General features: G+C 35.9%; 19 protein-coding genes and 1 other annotated feature. Of the genes, 10 read left to right on the plus strand and 9 right to left on the minus strand.

Annotation, left to right across the window (positions count from 1 at the left end; all coding sequences use genetic code 11):
* Positions 1 to 7: 7 nt before the first annotated feature.
* Positions 8 to 2113 (plus strand): hypothetical protein, encoded by a 2106-nt coding sequence (locus P9E47_RS08480; RefSeq protein ID WP_003331827.1) that lies wholly within the window; start codon positions 8 to 10, stop codon positions 2111 to 2113.
* A 37-nt stretch (positions 2114 to 2150) separates the two neighbouring features.
* Here P9E47_RS08480 and P9E47_RS08485 read toward each other — a convergent pair whose 3' ends face one another.
* From P9E47_RS08485 to P9E47_RS08495, 3 genes are all read right to left on the minus strand, one after another.
* Positions 2151 to 4154 (minus strand): vWA domain-containing protein, encoded by a 2004-nt coding sequence (locus P9E47_RS08485; protein WP_003331828.1) that lies wholly within the window; start codon positions 4152 to 4154, stop codon positions 2151 to 2153.
* A 270-nt stretch (positions 4155 to 4424) separates the two neighbouring features.
* Positions 4425 to 6419 (minus strand): VWA domain-containing protein, encoded by a 1995-nt coding sequence (locus tag P9E47_RS08490; protein ID WP_326163132.1) that lies wholly within the window; start codon positions 6417 to 6419, stop codon positions 4425 to 4427.
* A gap of 215 nt (positions 6420 to 6634) precedes the next feature.
* A complete protein-coding gene (locus P9E47_RS08495) occupies positions 6635 to 8335 on the minus strand; it encodes an adhesive domain-containing protein (protein WP_003331830.1) in 1701 nt (566 codons plus the stop codon).
* A gap of 224 nt (positions 8336 to 8559) precedes the next feature.
* On the opposite strand from P9E47_RS08495, the gene P9E47_RS08500 reads away from it, so the two are divergent.
* The 3 genes from P9E47_RS08500 to P9E47_RS08510 are packed head-to-tail and all read left to right on the plus strand — an operon-like array spanning position 8560 to position 10536.
* Positions 8560 to 8988 (plus strand): type IV pilus modification PilV family protein, encoded by a 429-nt coding sequence (locus tag P9E47_RS08500; protein ID WP_003331831.1) that lies wholly within the window; start codon positions 8560 to 8562, stop codon positions 8986 to 8988.
* Position 8989: 1 nt separating this feature from the next.
* Positions 8990 to 9448, plus strand: coding sequence for a PilW family protein (locus P9E47_RS08505; RefSeq protein WP_003331832.1), 459 nt, complete (start codon positions 8990 to 8992; stop codon positions 9446 to 9448).
* Positions 9448 to 10536, plus strand: coding sequence for a hypothetical protein (locus P9E47_RS08510; protein WP_003331834.1), 1089 nt, complete (start codon positions 9448 to 9450; stop codon positions 10534 to 10536). The genes P9E47_RS08505 and P9E47_RS08510 overlap by 1 nt, the downstream gene beginning before the upstream one ends.
* 310 nt (positions 10537 to 10846) lie before the next feature.
* Here the strand turns inward: P9E47_RS08510 and P9E47_RS08515 are convergent, their stop codons facing one another.
* Positions 10847 to 12148: a bifunctional folylpolyglutamate synthase/dihydrofolate synthase gene (locus P9E47_RS08515; protein WP_326163134.1), complete on the minus strand. Its 1302-nt coding sequence runs from the start codon at positions 12146 to 12148 to the stop codon at positions 10847 to 10849.
* 204 nt (positions 12149 to 12352) lie between these two features.
* Here P9E47_RS08515 and P9E47_RS08520 point away from each other — a divergent pair, with 204 nt between their 5' ends.
* The 4 genes from P9E47_RS08520 to mntR all read left to right on the plus strand — a co-directional run bounded on the left by P9E47_RS08520 (position 12353) and on the right by mntR (position 15186).
* Positions 12353 to 12595 (plus strand): FeoA family protein, encoded by a 243-nt coding sequence (locus P9E47_RS08520; protein WP_326163135.1) that lies wholly within the window; start codon positions 12353 to 12355, stop codon positions 12593 to 12595.
* On the plus strand, positions 12595 to 13266 hold the full coding sequence (locus tag P9E47_RS08525; RefSeq protein ID WP_326163137.1) for a FeoB small GTPase domain-containing protein: 672 nt from the start codon (positions 12595 to 12597) through the stop codon (positions 13264 to 13266). The genes P9E47_RS08520 and P9E47_RS08525 overlap by 1 nt, the downstream gene beginning before the upstream one ends.
* Before the next feature lie 4 nt (positions 13267 to 13270).
* Positions 13271 to 14668, plus strand: a complete 1398-nt coding sequence (locus tag P9E47_RS08530) for a nucleoside recognition domain-containing protein (RefSeq protein ID WP_326163138.1) — start codon at positions 13271 to 13273, stop codon at positions 14666 to 14668.
* Positions 14669 to 14763: 95 nt separating this feature from the next.
* Positions 14764 to 15186 (plus strand): transcriptional regulator MntR, encoded by a 423-nt coding sequence (mntR, locus tag P9E47_RS08535; protein ID WP_003331839.1) that lies wholly within the window; start codon positions 14764 to 14766, stop codon positions 15184 to 15186.
* A gap of 59 nt (positions 15187 to 15245) precedes the next feature.
* On the opposite strand, the gene P9E47_RS08540 is transcribed toward mntR, so the two are convergent.
* The 3 genes from P9E47_RS08540 to P9E47_RS08550 form a co-directional block, all read right to left on the minus strand.
* A complete protein-coding gene (locus P9E47_RS08540; RefSeq protein WP_326163139.1) occupies positions 15246 to 15680 on the minus strand; it encodes a hypothetical protein in 435 nt (144 codons plus the stop codon).
* Between the two features lie 38 nt (positions 15681 to 15718).
* A complete protein-coding gene (locus tag P9E47_RS08545) occupies positions 15719 to 16645 on the minus strand; it encodes an Rpn family recombination-promoting nuclease/putative transposase (RefSeq protein WP_326163140.1) in 927 nt (308 codons plus the stop codon).
* 217 nt (positions 16646 to 16862) lie between these two features.
* Entirely contained in the window at positions 16863 to 19508 is a 2646-nt protein-coding gene (locus P9E47_RS08550) for a valine--tRNA ligase (RefSeq protein ID WP_003331842.1), read from the minus strand.
* Between the two features lie 81 nt (positions 19509 to 19589).
* Positions 19590 to 19949: a binding site (T-box leader), on the minus strand.
* A 327-nt stretch (positions 19950 to 20276) separates the two neighbouring features.
* Here P9E47_RS08550 and P9E47_RS08555 point away from each other — a divergent pair.
* Positions 20277 to 21200 (plus strand): nuclease-related domain-containing protein, encoded by a 924-nt coding sequence (locus P9E47_RS08555; RefSeq protein ID WP_326163141.1) that lies wholly within the window; start codon positions 20277 to 20279, stop codon positions 21198 to 21200.
* Positions 21201 to 21382: 182 nt separating this feature from the next.
* Positions 21383 to 21571 (plus strand): hypothetical protein, encoded by a 189-nt coding sequence (locus P9E47_RS08560; protein WP_081585692.1) that lies wholly within the window; start codon positions 21383 to 21385, stop codon positions 21569 to 21571.
* 98 nt (positions 21572 to 21669) lie between these two features.
* Here P9E47_RS08560 and ysxE read toward each other — a convergent pair whose 3' ends face one another.
* Both ysxE and P9E47_RS08570 read right to left on the minus strand, forming a co-directional pair.
* On the minus strand, positions 21670 to 22779 hold the full coding sequence (gene ysxE / locus P9E47_RS08565; RefSeq protein ID WP_326163142.1) for a spore coat protein YsxE: 1110 nt from the start codon (positions 22777 to 22779) through the stop codon (positions 21670 to 21672).
* A gap of 106 nt (positions 22780 to 22885) precedes the next feature.
* On the minus strand, positions 22886 to 24358 hold the full coding sequence (locus P9E47_RS08570; RefSeq protein ID WP_326163144.1) for a LysM peptidoglycan-binding domain-containing protein: 1473 nt from the start codon (positions 24356 to 24358) through the stop codon (positions 22886 to 22888).
* Positions 24359 to 24497: the final 139 nt, after the last annotated feature.

Genomic DNA, 24497 nt, shown 5'->3' on the forward strand with positions numbered 1-24497 from the left:
AAATTATATGAATGAAAAGGGTTCTAGTTTACTCGTTGTCCTGTTAATTACACTAATATTTTCAGTACTTGGCCTAGCAGTTTTAGGAGCATCTGTAAATAACGTTAAACGAACAGAAATTAGAGAAGCGGAAATTGAGACTACAGCAAACACCAAAGTGTTGATGAGTGAAGTAGTGGCAAAATTGCAAGAGAATTTGAATAACACAATTGATGAAAAGGAACTACAAAAAGAGACACCGTCTACAGATTATAAAAGTCAAGTAGAAACAGCAGTTCGCAATACAGCAAGTGCTTTTACCGGCGTTACCATTGAAATTAATAATGAGGAAATTTATAAGCAATATGGTATATCTGATGTGATTAATTTTAAAAAAAATAATTTTCTGCGTATTTACGAGATTAAGATTGATAATACAGGTGCAGATTCCGGTAATCCTGCTATTAAAAGGACCATAACAGAAAATGTTATATTATCACCGACACCTAGCTTCTTAAATTATGCTGTCGGAGCATATGGAAAGAGGTTCGGTACAGATAAACCCATTAACATCAATGATGTAATCGGTAAAGATGAAGAAAATAAGGACATAAAACGTGGCAGCGATAGTGCACTAATTATTAACGGCTCACCAGACATTATCGGCAACGTTTTTGCACCGACATTAGAGCTCAATAGTAGAGCGAACTACATTAAAAATAATACTAGAAATCCCACAGGGGATTTTCAAGGACCTAGTATTTTTGGAACTTTATACACAAAAAAGATTAATAAAGATAATCAGCCTAGCAATCCAGAAGGAAAAGTATTTTATCCTTTTTTTGATGGTGAATTCGATGAAAAAATCGATGGTATCAATGGAATACCTGCTATAAAATCAACTGGTTCGAATTTTGTTGATATGGATTTTGATGAAACATTTTATCTTAAGTGGATAGAATCTGGAGCACCTAAACTACCTATACTTTCTGATGGTTCGCTTGCTAATAACCCTTTGTATGGAGAATTAAACTGCTCAGACGATAATCTATTTAAAGCATTAGAAAATTTAGATGCTATGGTTGAGAATAATCATATAGTAACAGGCGATCCTGATGAACTTATGAATGATTTTACTACTGTCGAAAAAGAAAATGGAAAGATTACAAGTACAGTCACACCTCATGATGGGAGATACAATAATCCGAAATTCACTTGCAAAAATAAAGATGGCACGAAACCTGTTTATTTAATTGAGGAATCAATGCTTGAAACATACAATGTTTATAAAGCAAAACTTTTTGATACTGACGTAAAGGATACTACAAACACAATATTTTTTACCAATATTGATAGATTTGATCCGGAGAATGAAATTAGTACTGAACGGAGACTACTAAATACTTATATTAAAAATAAAGACGAAGATAAAACTCCAATGCCAAATATACTTAAAATAGGTGGTGATAATAATTTACTATTAAAAAATCCAGATAATCGTGAAAAAGGGTGGCTCGTAGTTAATGGTTCGCTCGAAATAAATGGTAGTGAAGAGTTATCAACAGCGCCTGTTATTAAAGGAAATATTCTCGTAAATGGTGACTTGTACATTAGAAGTACTGATGCAGAGAATGATGACAAAAGTGAAATTCTAAAATTCGATGCAACAATTTATGTGCGTGGTAACACAACTATTGATAACGTTAATATTTATGGTGCAGATGGAAAGCAGCTTGTTGTCATTAGTAATGGTGATTTAAAGATTGTAAGGGTGAACGAATATGATAATGCTGCATTAGACGACAAAAGTCTTGTTAATATTATTAATACGCCACCAAATTTAAAAGGGGTTTTCTACACTAATAAGACCGCTACCCTTTATGGGGTCGGATCACTGTTTCAAATTGAAGGTGGCATATTTGCCCGTGAACAACTAATAATAAATGCAATTCGGTATAAATTTCCATCAACAGAATCAATCGATGTCGTAAAATTTGCTAACTATAATTCATACGAAGGTCTACGCTCGCGTTTCTATGTAGAATACGACAACCGAGTCATAACCGATCAACTTAGTTCCCTTCCTCGAGTAAATCGACTGCAAGTGATTGTAGACAACCAAGTGATTCATTAAGAAAGAAGAGGCCCCACCTGGAGCCTCTTCTTTTCACTTACCATTGTTCTTTTGGTTCTTTTATTACCTTACTGCTTCCATTTACTTTTATTAAAGCACTTGCTTCCTTTTTTGCAGATGGTTTAATCTTATAATAATCGTTGATTGGATCTGGATCTTTAAGTTTAGCTGTTATTATTTGAAATCCAGAAGCATCCCCTTTTCGAGTAACATTTCCATCTTCAATCTTTATTATATCGTTGTCTGCCGGTCCCCATTGTAATACATTTCGAGGGTTAGGCAGCTTGAATTTTTTATCTGCTGATTGAATTAATTTAATTTTTTCATTATCTTTTTCAAGCATATCCATTGGACCATTATATTGATAACTTGGGGCATCAAATTCAATTCCTTCAATCACTACGTTAACCTTTATCATCGTTGTGGCTTGGATTGGATTCCCATCTTCATCCACTGCTGTGATTTTAATTTGTGTATCCCCTACCCCAGTAGGTGTTAATTTCCCATTATTGATTGTAGCTACATTTCTATTGGTAGAAGTCCATACTATATTCTCCGGAAGTTCACCTTCCTCGGTTTCAGGGACAACTTCAGTTGTAAAATCAATGGTAGGCGCAGGATCAGAGTCAACATCAATCTCATACTTATCCGCATTAAACTTCATTCCAACGCTTTTATTATTCAATACGGTTACTGTAAAAGGTGCACCTTCAATTGTTTTTGTTTCATTGGATAAATCGGTGTAAATAAGTTTCACATCACTAAATGTGTAAGTTCCTGGTTCATCAATATTTAATGAAAACGATTTTGCCCCTGATGGACTTGGCGTCTTATCCGCTTCATATTGGATATCATCGAAATTGAGTACTGCATAATTTGGGGTTGTCTCATCAATGACAGCACCCCCATTTAAAGATACATTACCAGGAAAACTTGGGTCCTTGATATTTACTTTTACTTTAATATCCCTGATTGATTGTTTAATGATCGTATTGGTAATACTATCAAAGATGGAGATTATATTAGATTTTTCACCTTTAATAGCGAAAGCACCTGTAAGATTTGAAAGTTCGTTAAGGAAGCCCATATCGACATCACCATCTGAACCAAAACCTACAGAATATAATTTAGCACCTTTTGATGCCAAATTGGAAGCAGCTATCCTTGCATATGCGTAGTCAATGTCACCATTTCCAAATAAATATTTGTCACTATTATAATTAAATGTTATTTCCCCATTGGTCTTATTCCTACTTAATGAAACATTTATACCGTTTACAGGATATTTTTTACTCGACCATTTTTCCTCAGTTTGAGTCTTGATCTTCCAATCACACCATAATAAGAAGCATTCTTTTACCTTAACTTCTTTCGTAGTTCTTTCCATTTTTGGAAACTCACCACTTATTTTTGCACTTGAGTAGTTTTCATATGTGTCTGGACGACCATCGGTTAAAAATATGACGTATTTCGGATTGCTCGAACTTCCAAAAAGTTCATTTGCCTTTAATAAGGCTGCATAATAATTCGTTCCGCCCTCTGCTTTCAGTGTATCTATAGATGATTTTATTGAATTTAATTGTGTTTCTATAGCCGACTTTGAGGTATTGCTATTAAACTGTTTAACACTACCAACTTCTATTGCAAATGGTACAAAAGCGAACCTATCACCATTAATCGATGATTCTTTGAATTTATCAATTGCACTTTTTGCAGCATCTTTAGCTTTTTTAAATTTATCTTTATCAGAACTGCGGTCTTTCATATTCAACACCATTGACCCTGATGTATCAAAAACAAATACAACATCAATTGGTGTTTTTCGGGTAGCGTCCCCCGCTACACCTTTTGGAATAATATTCGCATTAATATCAACTACTGCAACTTCTGTTTCTGGATCAATAATATAGCCGCTTGTCTGTGATGGCTTAACTTCGAAATCAAGGCTGGCTTTTTGGGCTGCTTGTGCAAATGAACTTCCTAAGCCGCCAAAAACTAAAAGAAAGACAAGTAATAAAGGTAATAGGTTTCTAGTCATCATTAATTTATCCCTCCAAGCTATAATTTAACGTTCCTTATACACTATTAAATAAGCCCAAAAATACACTCTACTACTAAATAATATAATATTTTTCAAAAATGGTATATATTTATATTAATTTATTATGTAAATTTTATTACAAAATTTTGGATATATCAAAATTCTAACCTTTTAGTGAAATCTAGGAAATTCTAAGTAATGAATCATATTGCAACAAAAAAGGTATCTGAAGCCACGATTAACCTCAGATACCTTTTTATCAGGTGATTTTTACCACTCCTGAAGCGGCCCGCCAATTGCATTATCTGTTTTATTGATTTTTATTAATGTCGTTGCTTTATCATGAGGTGTAACGGGATCACCGTCAATTTTATACTCATCTTTAAGTTCTGCGGTTAAAACCACAAAACCACTATCTAATCCTCTTTGTTCAATATTACCAAAGTCATCTACGGTTATAATAGAATTCTCGCCAGTAACTGTCCATGTAAGGACATCCGGTGAAATATTAAAACCATTAGGTTTGACTTTTAGCTCATTAAACATATTTTTGGTTGAACCAGGGGTATATTCATAGATTGTCTTTCCAAATGAAATTCCTTCTAGATTAACCTTAACTAGCGTTTCCGCCTTAACGATATTGCCTTTTTTATCTTTTGCCTCGACTGTAATCTTTGTTGTCCCTACACCTTTCGCAGTAACAATACCTTCGTTTACTACTGCTATTTTTTCGTTGGAGGAGGTCCACGTAAAGTCGGTCGGCATTTCGATTTCTTCAATTTCTAAACCAACTGGTGGTACAACCTCCACTTCACTATTTAAATCAAGTGTAAGATTACTAGGATTTTTATAAACATTAATCGCATATGGCGGATTTTTGAACTTCAAACCAAAGCTTTCATTGTCTATTACTTTTATTGTAAACGGAGCATCAATGGATTGTTTTCGTCCAGCTAAATCCGTATAAGTTAATTTCACATCATGGAATGTATATTCTCCCGCTTTATCAAATTCCATTGTAAACAACTTATTTAATTCACTAGGGGTTCCCTCTCCAGCTTTATATTTAATATCTGGTATACTGACTAAAGCGTAATGCCCATCTTTCGTTTCAGTTGCACTAGAATCATCTGGTATTCCGATGTGGCCGCCATCAGGAGTTGAAACATCCTTCAAATTAATCTTAAGTTGGATTTCTTTCATTGCCGCTTCGTTAATCGTTTCACTAATATGACTTAATTGAGATGTCAATTGATCTAGCGTTTGTGGATTATAGGAATTGGCCCCTGTAGCCTTTGAGAACTCCGACAATATCTCTTTATCGAAGTCCATCCACTTGCCTAAACCAATTGAATATAATTTTATATTTTTGGATGCTAAAGAACTAACTGCATCAAAAGCTGCTAAATCGTAGACATTGTACTTATAAGAGTACTTATACTCTTTACCGTTATACCAAAATTCTGAACGGTGTAAGAATGGACTATGCCCCAATAAATGATTTGTGATTGTTGTATAATCTTGTTTTACATATTCCTTTTTACAATTTATACACCATTTCGGTTCATACATTCCATCTATATTTCTCTGGACGGTCTGTACTCCGGCATTGGGCAATCCGTCCGTAAAAAAGATAATATATTTAACATTTTTGCTATCACCAAACATTGTATTTGCTTTATCTAATGCTGCTTGAAAGTTTGACCATTTTGTTGAAACTTTTAAACCTTGTATTCTGTTATTGATACTATCTAAATGTGTATTTATTGCATTTTTGTTTTGATTTGAAGTATTAAATGGCTGGACTTCTTGGAGCCCGTTATGAAATGAAATCATCGCAAAGCGGTCACCATCAATCGTTGTTTCCTTCAATTGGTTTATTAGTTTGTTAGAGGCTCTTTGGGCCCCTTCTAATTTATTAACGACATGAAATAGCCATCCATTCTTCCATTCGTGGTCAAACGTTCCGGACATTGATAATGAAACGTCTACCATAAAAATTACATCCATCGGAGTAACACGAGTTTCGCTATCTAGCACCCCTTGGGGTAAAATACCAGTATTAATCTCAGCAGTCACAACTCCGGTGTTCAGATCAATAAGGTAACCTTCAGGTTTTGTCGGTTCAACTTTTACATCTAATGAAGCTGAACTTGTTGCTGCATCGGCCGTTAACGGATACCACACCTGTCCTAAAACTAGTAAAGCTATTAAGAGAATATTAAAATTGATTAACAATAGACTGAAATCCTTTTTTCCTTTCATTGAATTAACCCCCATTTAAAACTATTATTCTTTATTGTTTTTATATAATTATACAAAAATATCTATTTGGTTTTCACCCAAAAATTGACAATATAACAAACGTTTACCCAAAGTCTGACATTATTCGATAAATAGATTGACATTGCCTATTCAAATAAAAATAGCAGGTTGAGAACAAATTCTCAGCCTGCTATTACATGTTTGTCAATATAAGTCTACCACTCTTTAACCGGGTCTTTTATCGGACCATCTATTTTATTTATTTTTATTAATGTCATCGCTTGGTCATTTGAATCTTCTAATATACCATCAATTCTATCATATGTCTCTTTAAGCTTTACCTTCAATATGACAAAGCCACACTTATCACCATTCTGTTTAACTTTGCCATTTCCATCTACTTTTAATGCTAAATTATCCACTGTACTATCCTCGCTAGTCAATGACCATTCAAATACTTCTCGGGTTTTGTTGAAACCATCTGGTTCAATGATTAGTTTTTCGAACATGTCGTCTCCATCATCTGGGTATACGTATAACGGTTTTGAAAACTCCATATTTTTCAAGTTAACTAATAGTTCTGCCGTTGCCGTTCTTACTTGATCATTTTTATCTATTGCTGTCACCCCAATAACTGCTTTTCCAACTCCTTGGGCTGTTACCTTTCCTGTTTCGTCAATTTTTGCTACATGCTTGCCTTCTTTAATTTTCCAAGTTAATTCTAAATCCTCTTTTTTAGGCAATTTTATATGATCCTCACCTGAAAGAGGAACAACATTAAGTTCATTGTATAGGTCTTTATACCAAATTTCTTCTATTCCGTCATAATCTATATCGGTTTGTTTTACATTAATTTTATATTCGGATTGGTTAAACGCCAAATTATAATCTACATTTTCCTCTTCACTTTCTTCTTCATTTATAAATATAGAATCCCAGTTAGTCAACTTACTTAGCAACGTAATATCAATCAGAGCATCAGTTGCAACTGCTCCATAAATCTTTGTTTCACCAACCACTCCAGCCGGCTTATCTAACAATACATTGAGGGAAACGGTTGTATTACCAATTACATGGAGTTTTACTAAATCATTCGTTAGATCAATAACTCCATTCGTTAGATTAGTAATTAGTGGATTAATCATAGTTGTAACTAATCCTTTTAACAATCCTATTGTTGGGTTTACTACTGGTGAGAGCAGATAGCCTGCTACCCCACCAACTTTTACTCCTTCAATTGCATCAGCAACATTTTCAAGTAATTCTATCACAACATCATTTACTACTGTATTCAAATGATTCCCTAGACCTTCACCAAAATCAACAATCAATAGTCCATTATCAAGTACTTGTACATCTGCTTGACCATTATAAGCCGTTAAGTCTTCTAGACTTTTATTCAAATTATTTAAAGCTGTAAGTGATGTTGTCAATTTAGTAAGCCCTTGTACATTTAATAGCCAGCCTGTTAAAGGGTTGTTCAGAATTGATTCTATTCCACCAACTAATTTATTCACTAAACCGTTTAGTTCTGAAGTCAATTGACCGACTAAATTATTCAACGTAGGCAAATCATTCATTGTAACTGGAAGAAGTTCAACTCGCACATTTGCCTTTTCTTCTACAGATAACTTCCCAGCTAAATCTGGTGCATAAAATATAGCAACCCCATCTGCACCCACAAGTTTTACATCAAGAAGCCCATCACCACTAGACATATTTAAACCAAGTTCATAATGGTCCCCTGTTCCTGGGTTTAGTGTTGCATTTACATTTACATCTGTTAAAACTTTGACTTCAACTAATGTATCTGCTGCTTCTACATGACCTCCAGCAAAAATATCGCTGAACGGATAGCATTGCATAACTAACAACAGAAATGTTAGTAATATGGCAATGGATTTCTTAGCTTTCATCCTTTCTCCCTCCCTTATACTGCTCAAAACACTTTTTCACCGATCATTTTTACCAAATGTAAAATTTATCCTGCTATTGACTTAATTATACAAAAAAATACAAATTACAACTTGTAAGGTTGTAACAATATTGTGAATTACCATACTAAAATCCTTTGATTTTTGAATTATTTAAATCATGTTGCAAATAATAAATAGAACACTGTTCTCTGAAAGGTAATGTGATGAATGTGTTAAATAAAAGAGACATGAGTGGCTTTACATTAATTGAAGTCTTAGTGGCAGTTGTAATTTTATCGGTTATTCTTTTATCATTTTTCGTTTTTTTTAGTCAGTCTGCCTTATTTACAAATAAGAATAATCATCAATTAATGGCAATCAATCTTGCTCAAGAGGTTATCGGGATTATTAAAAGTAATAACACTATCTTTCAACATAATAAATCGTTTGAAGATCCATTTTCTGAACAAGAGAAAATCATTTTGGGAATTGACAATAACCAATATTTCGTTAACAAAGAGGAGCAATTTAAACTTCAACTAGAGCTAAGGAAAGATAAAAATTATCCCCTCTATTTAATTCATATTCTGATAGAAGAACCTAAGGATTCGGTCATCACTGAAACCTACCATTACTTGGAAGGCTCCTTATAATATGCGTGAAAAATATAATCGAGGTCTAACGTTAGTAGAGTTGTTGGTAACAATTGCCATCTCAACAATCGTAATGGGGATTGCCGCTTCTGTATTGATTAATAGTATGAATAGCTATAAAAATATTGCTTCCGAGCAGCTTCTTCAGCAGGAAGCAAACCTATTACTAACACAACTGCGGACGATTCATCAGCAAAATAGGAGTTACACAATTTCCTACGATAAAAATGAAAACATTTATATCGTAACCTATCCAAATAGTACGACGGATACACTTGGAAATCGAAATGTTTTCTTTGAGGTAGAAATCAATAATATGAAGATATCAGAAAGCAATCCTTTTAGTGTTTCACCGGATACGAATCTTTTGAACGTAAAAATTAAGGGAACGGCTCCGAATGGGAGCACTCCTTTTGAAATTGAGACAGGGATTATTCGCATTGAGGCTGGGATGAGGTAATGAATATTTTTCATAATAATCGAGGTTCTGCCCTTGTTACTGTACTTTTGGTCATGGTTATTATTCTCATTTTTTCAGCCGTTTTATCAGCAGCTGTCCTGAATTCTGCTAAACAAACGGGGATTAGCCAAAAACAGATTCAAGCAACAAATTTGGCCGAAATGGGGATATTATATTTTCACCAATATTCCCTCCAGCAAATAAAGAAGGCAGAAAATGAGGTAAAGGACTTTCGTTTGAAAGATCCCAAAGTTAAAATAGATGATCTATCACGGCTTTTTTGTAGTTCAATTCAACTAAATGGTTTCCCGGCTATTCCTACTTCTATGAAATCCAGTTATCAATCAACAATAAAAGATGTAACTATCAATCGAAGTAACTGCAACCATATCGAGGTCCATTTTACGAGTGAAGGTGACTTTATGGGGTATAAGAAAGTGATCAATGGGAGCTTTTTAATCGATAATCATAGTCTAGCAAACAACGGAAACGATATAGGGAAAGATATTATCTTTCCAAATCCGCCTTCCAATTTTAACAGCTGTACTAGACTTGAACTATGTAATAATAAAGGTAACATCTTAATATCCGGTACGAGTGTTGTTGACAAAAAAACGGATCTCACAATAAAAGGGCTATATATTAATGGAGGGCTTGAATTAACCAATAACGATAGTGATATTGTAATTCAATCCGGTAATTTGTATATTAATGGAAAAGTTACGATTGGGAATAAATCATCCATCCTTGTTCAAAATGGAGATGCCTATTTTAGAGATATTACTGGAGCAGTAAATGGTGAAATAACCGTCAATGGTGACGCTTATATATTTGGTGATGTGACAAATTTTAAAACAAATAAAGGTAACCAACTGTTAATTAAAGTAACAGGGACAGTCTATGTTGCGGATAATAGTGACCTGCCAGGTAATTACCCAAGCTATTGCAATGCTACTAAATCTCGTGGAATTTGTGCGTCGGCTTATTCCTATATTAGTCAATCTCCTCTAGCAAACATATCTAAAGGGGAAGAACCATTTCTGGGTTGGGCATTGGATGAGGACTCCTTTGAAATTGAATATAAATAAAAGACAAGACTGCTTTTCATTGGCGGTCTTTTATTCTTTCTTTTGAAACAGCTAAGGTTAAGGAATTTCTATCCACAGATTTACCAGACATATCAACAAAGGATGAATTACAAGGACAGGTATTACGTAAAGATAAAACCCTATATAATTTCTTTTAAAAATAATCCTCAAAAAGATGTTTACACTATCATCGCCTTCCAACATATGCACCAAAATAAAAAATATTGATTTTGGGAATCATACAGGTTCTATGATTCCCCTTTTCAAGTCCCATCTCAGTTTTTGGGAATTATACAAACATTCTCTGTTGCTACCTGCATTCTAGCTTACGAACTTCCGAGATAAAATAAAGCGACCCGGTAATAATTAGAACTTCTTCTTCACTCCTACCGATTTCCCGCTTCTCACTTTCAATTGCTTCCTTCCAATCCACATTAACGTGCTTATTTGCTGATGAGGAAAGCTCAAATAGTTCGCTAGCCTCCGTGCAACGAGCGAATTCAAATTGAGTAAAAGTGATTTTATCTGCAATAGCATCCAATTTGCCAATCATTTCTTTTAAAGGTTTGTCCTTAAGTGCACTAAAAATGATGTGAACTTTTTTGTCCGAATAATATCTTTGGATTGTCTTGCACAATGTATCAATACCTTCAGGATTATGGGCGCCATCAATAAAGGTAAGCGGCTTGTCTGAGACTTTTTCGAAACGTCCTTTCCACGTTGTTTTTAAAAGACCAGTTCTAATATGCTCTTCATCAATAACAAAGGCAAAATATTGTTTTAAGTATTCAATCGCCATCAAGGCAGTTGCAACATTTTTCACTTGATGCTCGCCTTTCATTGTAATTTCTAGGTTTTCGAGCCTATTAAATAGCGATTGAAACGTAAATACTTCATTGCCATTATGTAGGGCTGTATCGATAGTTTTAAATTCTTTGCCTAATCTGTATAGCTTAGAGTTTTTGGATTTAGCCACATCAGCAATGATTTCCTCCGCTTCAGGTTGTTCAACTGCCGTTACAACTGGGAAACCTGACTTAATGATTCCAGCCTTTTCTTTTGTGATTTCCTCTACTGTGTTGCCAAGGATATTCATATGATCTTGTCCGATATTTGTAATCACTGAAACGAGTGGGGTGATTACATTTGTTGAGTCTAATCGGCCTCCAAGACCAGTTTCGATAAGTGAAATGTATGGAACTGCAACTTTAGCAAAATACTCAAGTGCAATCACAGTTAATACTTCAAATTCCGTTGGGACACCGTATTCCGTTGCTTCGCATTTTTCAACGATTGGCTTTATTTTTTTTACTATCTCCACAAAATCCTCATCGGAAATCGGTATTCCATCAACACTAATTCTCTCATTGAAGCTCTCAATATAAGGTGAAGTAAAGGTACCTACAATATAGCCTGCTTCTTGTAAAATATGACACATGAAACTTACAGTTGAGCCCTTGCCATTTGTACCGGCAACATGAACAGTTTTTAAGCGTCTTTCTGGATGACCCAACTGCTCAAGCATGAAATTCATCCGCTCTAAGCCTGGTTTGATCCCAAATGTAGTACGACTGTTTAGCCAGTGAAGTGCTTCGTTAAATTCATTGTTCATTAGTTAATCCTCCTACCATACTTACAGTATATACCTACAATAATTGTAAGAATAACTCTTTCTTATTGTCAACGTGAGTGGCTTACATAATTTTTTGAAACAAAATAGTTTACTTTTTATTGAAATTTGCATAAAATAAAATAAAATTTTCCTTAAGGAAACTTTTTGGCGTCTATATAACTATTTTTAGTGAGGGTAAATAATATGATTGAAAATTCCATACCACTTTGTCAATGTGAAATTGGTGATAACGTTGTAATAGAAAGCATGTCCATCAAAGGTGTGATGCGCCGTCGTTTATTAGATTTAGGGTTTGTAAAAGGAGCACTTATCGAAGTTTTGCAAAAAAGCCCATTGGGTGATCCCGCAGCTTATCGAGTTAATAACACAACGATTGCTTTGCGAAAAGAAGAAAGTTCCAAAATCTTTGTAAAGGAGCGCACATGATGAGTACATTTAAAATTGCCTTGGCCGGTAACCCCAATACTGGAAAGAGCACCCTTTTTAATGCACTAACCGGCTTAAAACAGCATACAGGCAATTGGGCCGGAAAAACCGTTGAACTGGCGGAAGGGGCATTCGAATATTTGGATGACACATTCAAAATCATTGACCTGCCAGGAACCTATTCCTTATATTCCAACTCAGTTGATGAAGAGGTTGCCAGAGATTATATTCTTTTTGAAACCCCTGATGTAACCCTCGTTGTTGTAGATGGAACAGCTTTGGAACGGAATTTAAATCTTGCCCTTCAAGTACTAGAAATGACAGAAAAGGTGATTGTCTGCGTTAATTTAATAGATGAGGCGGAAAAAAAGGGAATTACAATAGATAGCGGGCGGTTGTCTGAACAACTAAATGTACCTGTTGTAAAAATTTCGGCAAGAAACAAGCTGGGCTTTGACCATTTATTTAAAACAATCCACGACCTAGTCCATGGAAACATAACTACAAAAAAATACAAAATCAATTATTCTCCAGAACTAGAAAAGAAAATTGATGAATTAGAACCGATTGTTGAAAAAATAGTTGGCAATCGCTTCCCCTCTCGCTGGATTGCACTGAGGCTTTTAGATGGGGATAGAGGATTAGTAGAAAGCTTGAATAAAAGGATGTGAGAACATGGGTGCACAATTACCGTTACCAAATTCTTCATTAGCTGATGTTGCAAAATTTGCTTCTACATTGGTAAATGAAGAAATACGAGATGAAATTGTTGAAAATATTTATAAGGAAAGTTCAACGATATGCAAAAATGTCGTGACATATAAAGACAAAGAAAAATGGAAAACAGAAAAAATTGATGCTGTTCTGACCTCACCTATATGGGGATTTCCTATTATGTTTTTCATGCTTGGCATCGTATTCTGGATTACAATTGCTGGAGCAAATGTTCCATCAAGTCTAATTGCTTCCGGATTTGCTTGGGTGGAACAGCACATAACTCAATTTTTTATTGCGATCCATGCACCCAGCTGGCTACATGGAGTATTAGTTCTAGGTTTCTTCAGAGGAACCGGATGGGTCGTAAGCGTGATGCTCCCACCAATGGCTATATTTTTCCCGCTGTTTGCCTTGCTTGAGAATTATGGCTATTTGCCCCGGGTTGCTTTTAATCTTGACCGCCTTTTTAAAGGGGTCGGCGCACATGGAAAACAGGGTCTGACAATGGCAATGGGGTTTGGCTGTAATGCGGCCGCAATTATGTCAACAAGAATTATCGAGTCACCAAGGGAGAGAATGCTGGCGATTCTAACGAATAATTTCGTACCATGTAACGGTCGCTGGCCAACGTTAATCTTGATTGCATCCTTATATATGGCGGCCACCTTTAGCGGTGGAATGGCTACCATTGTTACAGCTGCAACAGTAATGGTTCTGGTCTTATTCGGAATTGCTGTAACCTTATTTGTATCGTGGTTTTTATCTAAAACATTGTTAAGAGGGGTACCTTCCCACTATACATTAGAACTCCCCCCTTATCGTCGTCCAAAAATTTGGAACACCGTTGTGCGCTCAAGTCTTGATAAGTCATGGTATGTTTTAAAAAGAGCGGTTATCGTTGCTGCCCCAGCTTCCATCCTTACATGGATTTTAGCAAACATTACTATTGGGGATAGCTCCATTCTCATCCATTTTGTTGGTTTTCTAGACCCTTTCGCGAGAATGTTAGGTTTGGATGGATTTATTTTGACTGCTTTTATTCTAGGATTGCCTGCTAACGAAATTGTTGTTCCGATTCTTTTAATGGGATATTTATCCCAAGGGGCTTTACTTGAAATTGATAGTTTGGCAGAGGTTAAGCTGATTTTTGTTAACCAAGGCTGGACTTGGTTAACAGCCCTAAACATGATGCTGTTTTCTCTACTGCATTATCCTTGTGGAACAACTTTGTTTAATATTTACAAAGAAACAAAAAGTAAGAAATGGACCTTTCTCTCCTTTCTTATTCCAACCATGGTTGCCGTTCTTATAACCTTTTTAATCGCAACAGTAGTAAGGGCACTTGGTTGGATATGATAATTGGATAGTCGCTTTCCTATAATTTGTTGTAAGACCTTTTATCTTCCTTTATAATTATAGGTACACTGAAAATTTTTAAGGATGGTATCGAAATGCCTACACCTAGTATGGAAGACTATCTTGAACAAATTTATTTATTAATTGACCAAAAAGGTTATGCAAGGGTATCAGATATTGCCGAAAATTTATCTGTTCAACCATCTTCCGTAACTAAAATGGTACAAAAGTTAGACAAAGACGACTACCTTATATATGAAAAATACCGAGGTATTGTACTCACGCCGAAAGGAAAAAAAATTGGTCAACGATTATTATTACGCCACGAATTGTTGGAACAATTTTTAGAGTTAATCGGGGTAAAAAAGGAGAATATTTATAATGATGTTGAAGGCATTGAACATCATTTAAGTTGGAACTCCATTGATCGAATTGGCGATCTCGTTCAGTATCTTGAAAAGAACAAACAAGAATATGAAAATTATTTAATGGAACTTAATAACTCCGAAAAAAATTAAAAAAGCAAATCTCATGTAATTTTGAGATTTGCTTTTTATTTTTTATGCAGACTGATTGTTTAATGTTTTAATTGCTGTTGAACTTTTTCTAATTCATCTATTGACAATTGAGTTATTTTAGCGATTCTTTCCAAATCAATCCCTTCGTTAATTAAATTACGAGCAACTTCTTTTTTCACTTCTCTTAACCCTTCTTCTTTGCCTTTTTCAAAATATGACGTTTTTGGGTATTTAATGGTCCTTTGAATTTCCTCTAAAGGTAAAAATTTCGGTCTACAAACAATAGTCTTGAAAGATTCATATTCAATAAATTCTTTTTCTTCAGATGTCCAAATACGAGTAATTTTAATAGAATATGTTCCAATCCCATCAACAATAATAACAGAGCCAACCTCCGATTTTTCTTCACTATCATAGGCAGCAAGACCATTTTCAACATGGAAATAATATACATACTTCGGTTTGAATTTTCGATCTGGATGAGAAATTATCAAGTTTTTTCATCCTTCCAAATTAAATTAGAATTTTAATATTAATGAATTAGATTTTTAATCGTTTCCTTGCTAAGTTTTGTTAATCTTTCAATTTGTTCAACTGTATAGCCATCCTTCAGCATACTTTGGGCTACTTCAATCAAGGCTTCTTTTTTTCCTTCCTTTTTTCCCACCTTTATGCCTTCTTTTATCCCTTCTTCTTTACCTACCTCAATCCCTTTTTTAACTCCTTCCTCTCTGCCTTTCTCATGCCATGAAGTTGTGATTTGCATAACCTTTTCCTCCTCTTCACGTCCTAAAGATTTTATTTCATCATATAGTTGTTTTTCTTCGTCTGAGGTTAATTTTAAGTATGTTTCAAAAAAGCCAGCAATTAATTCCGTTCTCACTGGGTCTAATTCCAAGCGAACTAACATTCTTAAGAATTCTTTTTTGACTTGGACACGTTCTTCATCGGAATACCCCATTTTACTTAAAAGTGCTGCTGCTACTGGATTATCTTGTTTTAAATATTCTCGCCAGTTCTGGGATTTTAATTCAACCTTCAAAAATTGAAAATTAAGGACTTCAAGAAAAGGAAATCCTATTGAAAATGTGTTTGGCTCATTTTTAAGTTTATCATAACCGAAAATAGCAATAGGCAAAATTTGTTTACGATGTTCGTCATAAAGCCGAGTAAAATAATAAAACATTCGTTCGTTAAAGTCTATTTGCTCATAGGATTGGGATTCAATGTGCACAAGAATAAACCCATCTTTACCTTTAAGCTTTGTTTCAATCAACAAATCCACAACTTTCTTTTCACCTTTAAAAATATCTCGAATTAATTCTTGTGATAAAAATACTGTATGATTGAAATCAATTTCTTCACATGCTTCAGGAAAAAATAAAATCATAAACTCTTCAAAAAAGTTATTAAGCAGTTCTTTAAATAGACCGTCATGATTAATGCGTTCCTTAGACATTGCATCAACTCCCACGATTTACCTCTATTATAGCAAAATCATGGGAATGTATATAGACCGCATTTAAAAAGCTAATACCATACCTTAGCCTAAGTCCGACGGGAGAATTCAATTTTTTAAGGATCTTTATAATTCTGAAAAAGAATAAAAAGCAAATCTCATGATAATTTTTGAGATTTGCTTTTTAGTTCCTCTATTTTGGGGTCAGAGTCTGTCTTTAGCCTCTTAATTCCTGAATGCGCGCTTCCACTACTGCACGTTTTTCAAGGTAATCTTGTTCTTTTTTACGTTCTTCTTCAACAACATTGGCTGGAGCTTTTCCTACAAATTTTTCATTGCTTAATTTCTTTTGAACACGGTCTACTTCTGCATTTAGTTTTTCTAATTCTTTTTGCAGACGGGCAATTTCTTCATCAATATTAATTAAGCCTTCTAGTGGTAGCGATAATTCTGCACCTGTCACTACTGCTGTCATTGCTTTTTCATCTGTTGATAGTTCAGTTGCGATTGTTAATTCACTTGGGTTACAGAATCGTACTAAGTAATGACGATTTCTTTCTAAGCTTGCTAAAATATCATCGTTTTTCGCTTTGATATTTAGCTTGATTTGCTTACTCATTGGTGTATTAACTTCCGCACGGATATTACGTACTGAACGGATAATGTCTACCAATAGTTTCATTTCTTCGGCAGCTGCATTATCTGTTAAGTCAGCACGTACCTCTGGCCATTTTGCTACCGTAATAGACTCGCCTTCATGTGGAAGTGCTTGCCAAATTTCCTCGGTAATAAATGGCATGAATGGGTGTAGTAAGCGCATTGTATTATCAAGAACATAAGCTAATACAGAACGAGTTGTCTTCTTCGCTGCTTCGTCTTCACCATACAATGGAAGCTTCGCCATTTCGATATACCAGTCACATAGATCATCCCAAATGAAGTTATAGAGAACACGACCAACCTCACCGAACTCGTATTTATCAGCCATTTTCGTTACTGTTTCGATTGTTTCATTTAAACGAGTTAAAATCCACTTATCTGCAACTGATTTTTCACCGCTCAGGTCAAGCTCTTCATATTTAATGCCATTCATATTCATGAGGGCAAACCGGGATGCGTTCCAAATCTTATTGGCAAAGTTCCATGTTGATTCAACTTTTTCCCAAACAAAACGTAAATCCTGACCTGGTGAAGTACCAGTTGATAGGAAATAACGGAGTGAATCCGCACCGTATTTTTCAATGACATCCATAGGGTCTACACCGTTGCCAAGGGACTTACTCATCTTACGACCTTCTGCATCACGAACAAGGCCATGAATAAGAACATCTTTGAACGGGCGTTTTTCTGTAAATTCAAGTCCTTGGAAAATCATTCTTGATACCCAGAAGAAAATGATATCATAGCCTGTTACTAAGCAATCTGTTGGGTAATAACGCTTGAAATCTTCAGCGTTTTCATCCGGCCAGCCTAATGTTGAAAACGGCCATAGTGCAGAACTAAACCATGTATCTAGAACGTCCTCATCCTGATTCCAATTTTCCGCATCAGCTGGTGCCTCGTGACCAACATAAATTTCGCCTGTCTCTTTATGGTACCAAGCCGGGATGCGGTGACCCCACCATAATTGACGAGAAATACACCAATCTCTGATGTTTTCTAGCCAATGTAAGTATGTTTTTTCAAATCTTTCAGGAACAAAGTTTACTTTTTCACCGGACTTTTGTTGTAGTTCAATTGCTGCGTCAGCAAGTGGCTGCATTTTTACAAACCATTGTGTTGAAAGATACGGCTCAACAACGGCCCCACTGCGCTCTGAATGACCAACTGAATGTAAATGATCTTCGATTTTGAATAGAATACCTTGGTCTTGAAGATCTTTCACGATTTGTTTGCGGCAAGCAAAACGGTCCATGCCTTGGTAAATGCCTGCATTTTCATTCATCGTTCCATCTTCATTCATAACTAAAACACGTTCAAGATTATGACGATTTCCTAGTTCAAAGTCATTTGGATCATGGGCAGGCGTAATTTTTACCGCCCCTGAACCAAATTCCATATCAACATAATCATCAGCAACTATTGGAATTTCACGGCCAACGATAGGGAGTTTTACCGTCTTACCAATTAAATGTTGATATCTTTCATCCTTAGGATGAACAGCAACAGCCGTGTCGCCAAGCATTGTTTCTGGACGTGTTGTCGCAACTTCAATGGAACCTGAGCCATCTGCTAATGGATAATTCATATGATAAAAAGCACCCTGAACATCTTTGTAAATAACCTCGATGTCAGATAAAGCTGTTTTCGTCTGTGGGTCCCAGTTAATAATATACTCACCGCGGTAAATGAGACCTTTTTCATAAAGCTTTACAAACACCTCGCGAACCGCTTTTGAAAGACCTTCATCTAACGTAAAGCGCTCACGGCTATAATCAAGGCCAAGGCCAAGTTTAGACCATTGGGTACGGATGAAATTTGCATACTCCTCTTTCCATTCCCAAGATTTTTCTAGAAACTTCTCACGGCCAAGGTCATAACGTGACTTACCTTCCTCACGAAGTTTACCTTCAACCTTTGCTTGAGTCGCAATGCCAGCATGGTCCATCCCTGGTAGCCATAAAACATCATAGCCCTGCATCCGCTTCATTCTTGTTAAAATATCTTGGAGCGTTGTGTCCCACGCATGACCAAGATGTAGTTTACCTGTTACATTTGGTGGTGGAATAACGATTGTATACGGCTCTTTTCCTGAGCTTGGATCAGCTTCGAAAAACTTTCCTTGCAGCCACCATTCATAACGATTTTCTTCAACAGCTTGCGGATCATATTTTGTAGGTAAATTGATCTCTTGATTAGTCATTCCTTTGTACCTCCTGATTTGGTTGGGAATTTAATTATGTATTTTTTTTTCAAAAAAATAAAAAAACTCCCTTCGTCCATATAAAAGGACGAAAGAAGCTATTCTTCGCGGTACCACCTTTTTTCATTGATATTTTTGTTATGGCTATTTGATTATGCGATACATACCCGCATACCCATGCAAAAAAATATCAATGCGCTCAAACAGATAACGGACTGTGGCCGGCTTTTCCTACTTACGTTTTGATTGGGCAAGTAAATTTTTGCAGAATAGTTTAGCAAATTAAGAAGCTCCACACATACTTCCCACGTTAGTTTACGTTTTGTTCAGAAAAGCTGCTCAAGGGCTACCTTCCCGCGCTACATCCTAAGAGATCTCCCAGCAAATTGACCTCTCTCTCTGAAGGGTTCACGAAGTACTCTTCCCTATCATTGCATTTCATTGAATTGAATTTAATTAACTTACTTATTAATATGGCGGGACGACCTTATATGTGAATGGACCATTACTTTGTTATAACTAACATAGTGTCTGAGTCTAACTTCATAAAACCGATATCGTGTTTTCACATCTGACCCGCTTTTTTTCAGTTCACTTAATATATATTAACTTTAAAAAATTCAAATCGTCAACATTATCCCCAATATTTTTCTTTTTTAATACTAAGTTGGAGGAAAAAGTTGTCGTTTGGTGGAATTTTTTCTTGTAAAGGTTCTGTTAATTGCATAAAATTAACATAATCTTATATTTTTGTTATGGAGGGTTTTCATGAAATTCATTAAACCACGCTTTGTTTCTGATGAATTAAAACTCCTTAGATTTTTATATTCGAGGATGGAGTTTCCAATTGATGATTTAAGACGTTACGAGAACCTTGAGAAGGGATTTAAAGGTGAACAGCAATTTGATATATGGTCTGAGGATATATTAATTGATGGTTTACTTTTAAATGATTTGCTTTTTGAGGTTAATAACACCGTATTTCAAATCGACTCAACGCTTATATCTCAAGGAACACTGTTTCAATTCGAGGTCAAAAATTTTGAAGGCGACTATTATCTTGAAGGCGACAAATGGCTCACACTATCAGGGTCTACTATTAGGAATCCATTGCATCAACTGGAACGAAGCGAAATCCTGCTTAAGCAACTTCTCCAAAACAATGGCTATAACATGCACATCGAATCTTACCTAATATTCATCAATCCTAATTTCCACTTATACCATGCTCCAATTAATCAATCAATTATTTTCCCATCACAACTCAGCCGATTTTTAGACAAGCTCAATCGGACACCATCCAAATTAAATGGGAAGCATTCAAAACTTGCAGAAACATTAGTTTCAAAACAAACCTTTCAATCCCCCTATAAACGACTGCCCAACTATGAATATGATCAACTTGAAAAAGGCATATATTGCCCACATTGCCGAACATTTGTAGATGTAACCTTAAAGTGTAAATGTGGATTTGAGGAGGCTCCCTCTGCAGCAATTTTGAGAAGCATTGAGGAGTTTCGATGGCTGTTCCCGGATGAAAAGATTACGACGAATAGGATTTATGAGTGGTGTAAGGGGAATAAGTCAATAAGAACTATCCGTAGAATTCTCGCAAACAATTTTGAATATGAAGGCTATGGAAAGCCCGGGCATTATATAGTACCGATAGAGTTTAATAGAGCAGTTAGATAGTTATCATCATTTTGCGGACAGGACCTGCTCTGGACACGCCAGATTGGCCGCATTTTATCTTCTAATCATATTTAAAAATTTGACCAATGAAACAACACAATTTCCAAATTTGTTCATATAATAAATACTACTACACAATTTTACGACCTTTCATTCAACAACTTAGAAAGGAGATCGTTCCCATGAGTAGATTTTATCGATTTCGTCTTCCTCCTTGGTGTCGTCATTTTCTTTTAGTGTTGGAACAGATTATGTTGCCACTTGTTATTTTCCAAGCAATTCGAACTCTTTTTCTCCCAACGACTTTTGATGTCATTTTGCTTTCTATATTGATTTTAACATTAGTTGCCTTTTACTTGGAGTGGATATGAAAAGGGCTGGCCCTATGAATTTCGGGGTCAGCCCTTTTTGCTGTGTTAGAGAAGATGCTGTCATAGTTTTCTTCGTAAACACTGCTTCGCTATTTTTACTAATAATTGTTTTCAGTTCCTCCATTATTTTCGCTACCAACAAAGCTTTCACTGCTTTCACCGCCACCCCCGTTATCTTCCGCAAATAAAGCCTCGTTCTTTTCCTGTTGAATGCCTTCATTTATTTGTGTGACTAATGTGTGGGCGGCTTGCATTTGCCAGATTGATCGTTGCAGTTTAACAACAATGTTTTTCTCTGAGATGGATGGGTCTGTTTGGTATTGATGAATGATTCTGTGAATGTTATCTGTTTGAGTTAAATAGTAAAATAATAATAATCTTTCATCGTCTGTAAGTTGGTGGTTTTGGCTGTATTCCTTATACCATCCTACGGCTTCAGCCGCTTTTTGCGGATAGCGGTATAGCGCCTTTCTAAAGAAATCAAGCAGATCGTATATGGGAGATGCCCTAAATGTTCGGTCAAAGTTGAAAAGATAGCTGTACCCTCTTTCATCGTAGAGTAAATGGTTAGGAGATAAATTGCCATGACAAATAGATATGCGGTCTTTGTTTTTCTCTTTTGTTGCTTCATACCAGTCCACTAAGGTATTTAATACAAAATCCTCCATTCGCATTAATTGAACAAAATGCGTGCAATACAATAATTCAAAAGGAGACATATATATTTTCTGCTCACTTTTTTCAATAAATCGTTCATAATCAAGTTTGCGCTTATCGATATTTGCAATAGATTTTTCATAAAAATGCTGAAAATAAGAGTGATTTGCTTTCCCTGTTACCTCGGTAACTTTATGGATTCGAGCTGCTTCCCTCATTAAATCCACAAACCGTTGATCCGCTCGTACTTGCCCATTATCAATCCATGGCATTAGATAAAATTCGCAGCCACTGCTATTATCACTTTGTAAATGCCTGCCATCGGAACTTAAATAAATTGGAACAACATGGCGGTAGCCCTTGTCATGCAAACGATTAACGGCTTGCATAAATCGATTTCGCTGCTCTTCCGAGTATCTGACTTCTTTTAATGCAAAAATTCCTTGTTTTGTGTATACTTTTTTGATCTTCCCATAATCCTCGATAAAATCAGGTTCCAACCTATACTTTGTTAATATTCTAAAATATGGTTCAAGTGTTTGTTGTTTCAATAAAAATCACCTCACGGAACTCCATGATGATTAGAAAAACAAGTGCTTAACGAAGCACAAAGCCTATTTCATAAAGTAAAAATAAGGGCTCCCATATGGAAGCCCATTATTTTTCAACTCCAGCATAGGCAGGGATATAGAGAATTTGCCCTTCTTTTACAATTTCATCATCCAACCCGTTCAAGCGGATTATTTGAGTTGTAGAAATATCATAGGTTTTAGCAATTGTTCCTAATGTCTCGCCATTTTGGACAATGCGGAGCCTTAATTTTGAAAAATCCTCTTCACCATCGGAAGAAAGCATTTTTGTTAAATATAAGGCATTTTCTGTTCTCATTGAACGTTGTGGCTTTACTGTTTCATTTTCAACTGCCTCTGCAACATTTTCTCTTGCTCCGGAAGTATTATAGGTTGCTTGCGGTGTTCCATATAGGCTTTTTGGATTCCAGCCTTGTTCTTGTTGCTCCGAACGACCTTTCATACCAATTTGCGGAGACCTCTTTGCTACAATATTCACTGGGATGGCCGTTTCTTCAACGGCAGCTTCAGCAACTGCATCTGCATCCACAACATCTTCCGTGTTTGCTTCGGCCACAATTGGTCGCTCTGCTAACTCAAATTCATCCACTTGATCAACATCCACGACTTCGCTCTGATTTGGCACTCCTTTGGAAACAAGCGTTAAATTAACCTCTGCTCTTTCTGCGGCTGGCGGTGCCTCTGTTGCCTCAGCAGCATTTTCTAAATCAGCAGCCTCATTTTCGTCCTCTTGTTTTCGAACTTCTGTAGTAAACGATGGAAAAGTATCCTCTTCTTCTTTTTCGCTTTCTACCTGTGACTTTTTAAAAGTATCAAATACACTTTGTCTAAAGGCACTTCCGAGTCCGTCATTGGTTGTTACAGCTTCGATTAAAGAGGGCGGCTGAGGAATTTCCAGCTGTACATTCAAAGAAGCCTGGCGAGCCTCTATCGCCTCCTCGTCATCATCAACCGATTGATCTGCTTGAACCTCTTGATCCGGTTGAATACCTAACTCTCCCCGTATATCCTGCGCCACTGGAATTTCACTAAATCTCGAAATTTCCTGTACAGCTTCACGGACCTCTTGTGGTTCATAAACACTCTGTTGCTCTTGTTCTCTCTCATTTGCAATCCCACTAATGCACAGGTCCGCCTTTAGCTCAAGCCTGCCGGTTTCGGGAATTTCGTAATCAAAGGATTCCACAAGTACATATACTTCCTCAAGGCTACGGATACGATTAGTCGGGATCGTAATATCAATTGGGAAGCGGTGCTTCATAGCGAGATTTCCATCACCATTTTCGCTAACTTCGTCGACAGTTCTGTAGATGGCGGAATCCCGAAGTGAATTAATTTCGTCCTCACCATCACGAGTTTGTGCACGATATTCTCCAGAAAGTACTAATGCACCACGTATGGATATATATTTGTCATGTTCTTGTACAGAAATTTCAGGTTCTAACGATATACCAATTAAATCAGATACTTCCTGTCCTTTTTTAAACCATACAGATTCTTCTACTGAAAATCGTATAGAAGATGTTTGATTAAATGTCAATGAACGTCCTCCCCCTTCTATATTTAGAGGTTATTCAAAAAGCAAAATACAACTTCACCTTTCGAATCCAATTTTTACTATGACATTACAGATTTATGTAGGGACAGGCATTTTTATGCCATATTTTTAATGCGCAAAA

The organism is Schinkia azotoformans (assembly GCF_035811335.1).
In the GTDB taxonomy this organism is placed as follows: domain Bacteria; phylum Bacillota; class Bacilli; order Bacillales; family Bacillaceae_J; genus Schinkia; species Schinkia azotoformans.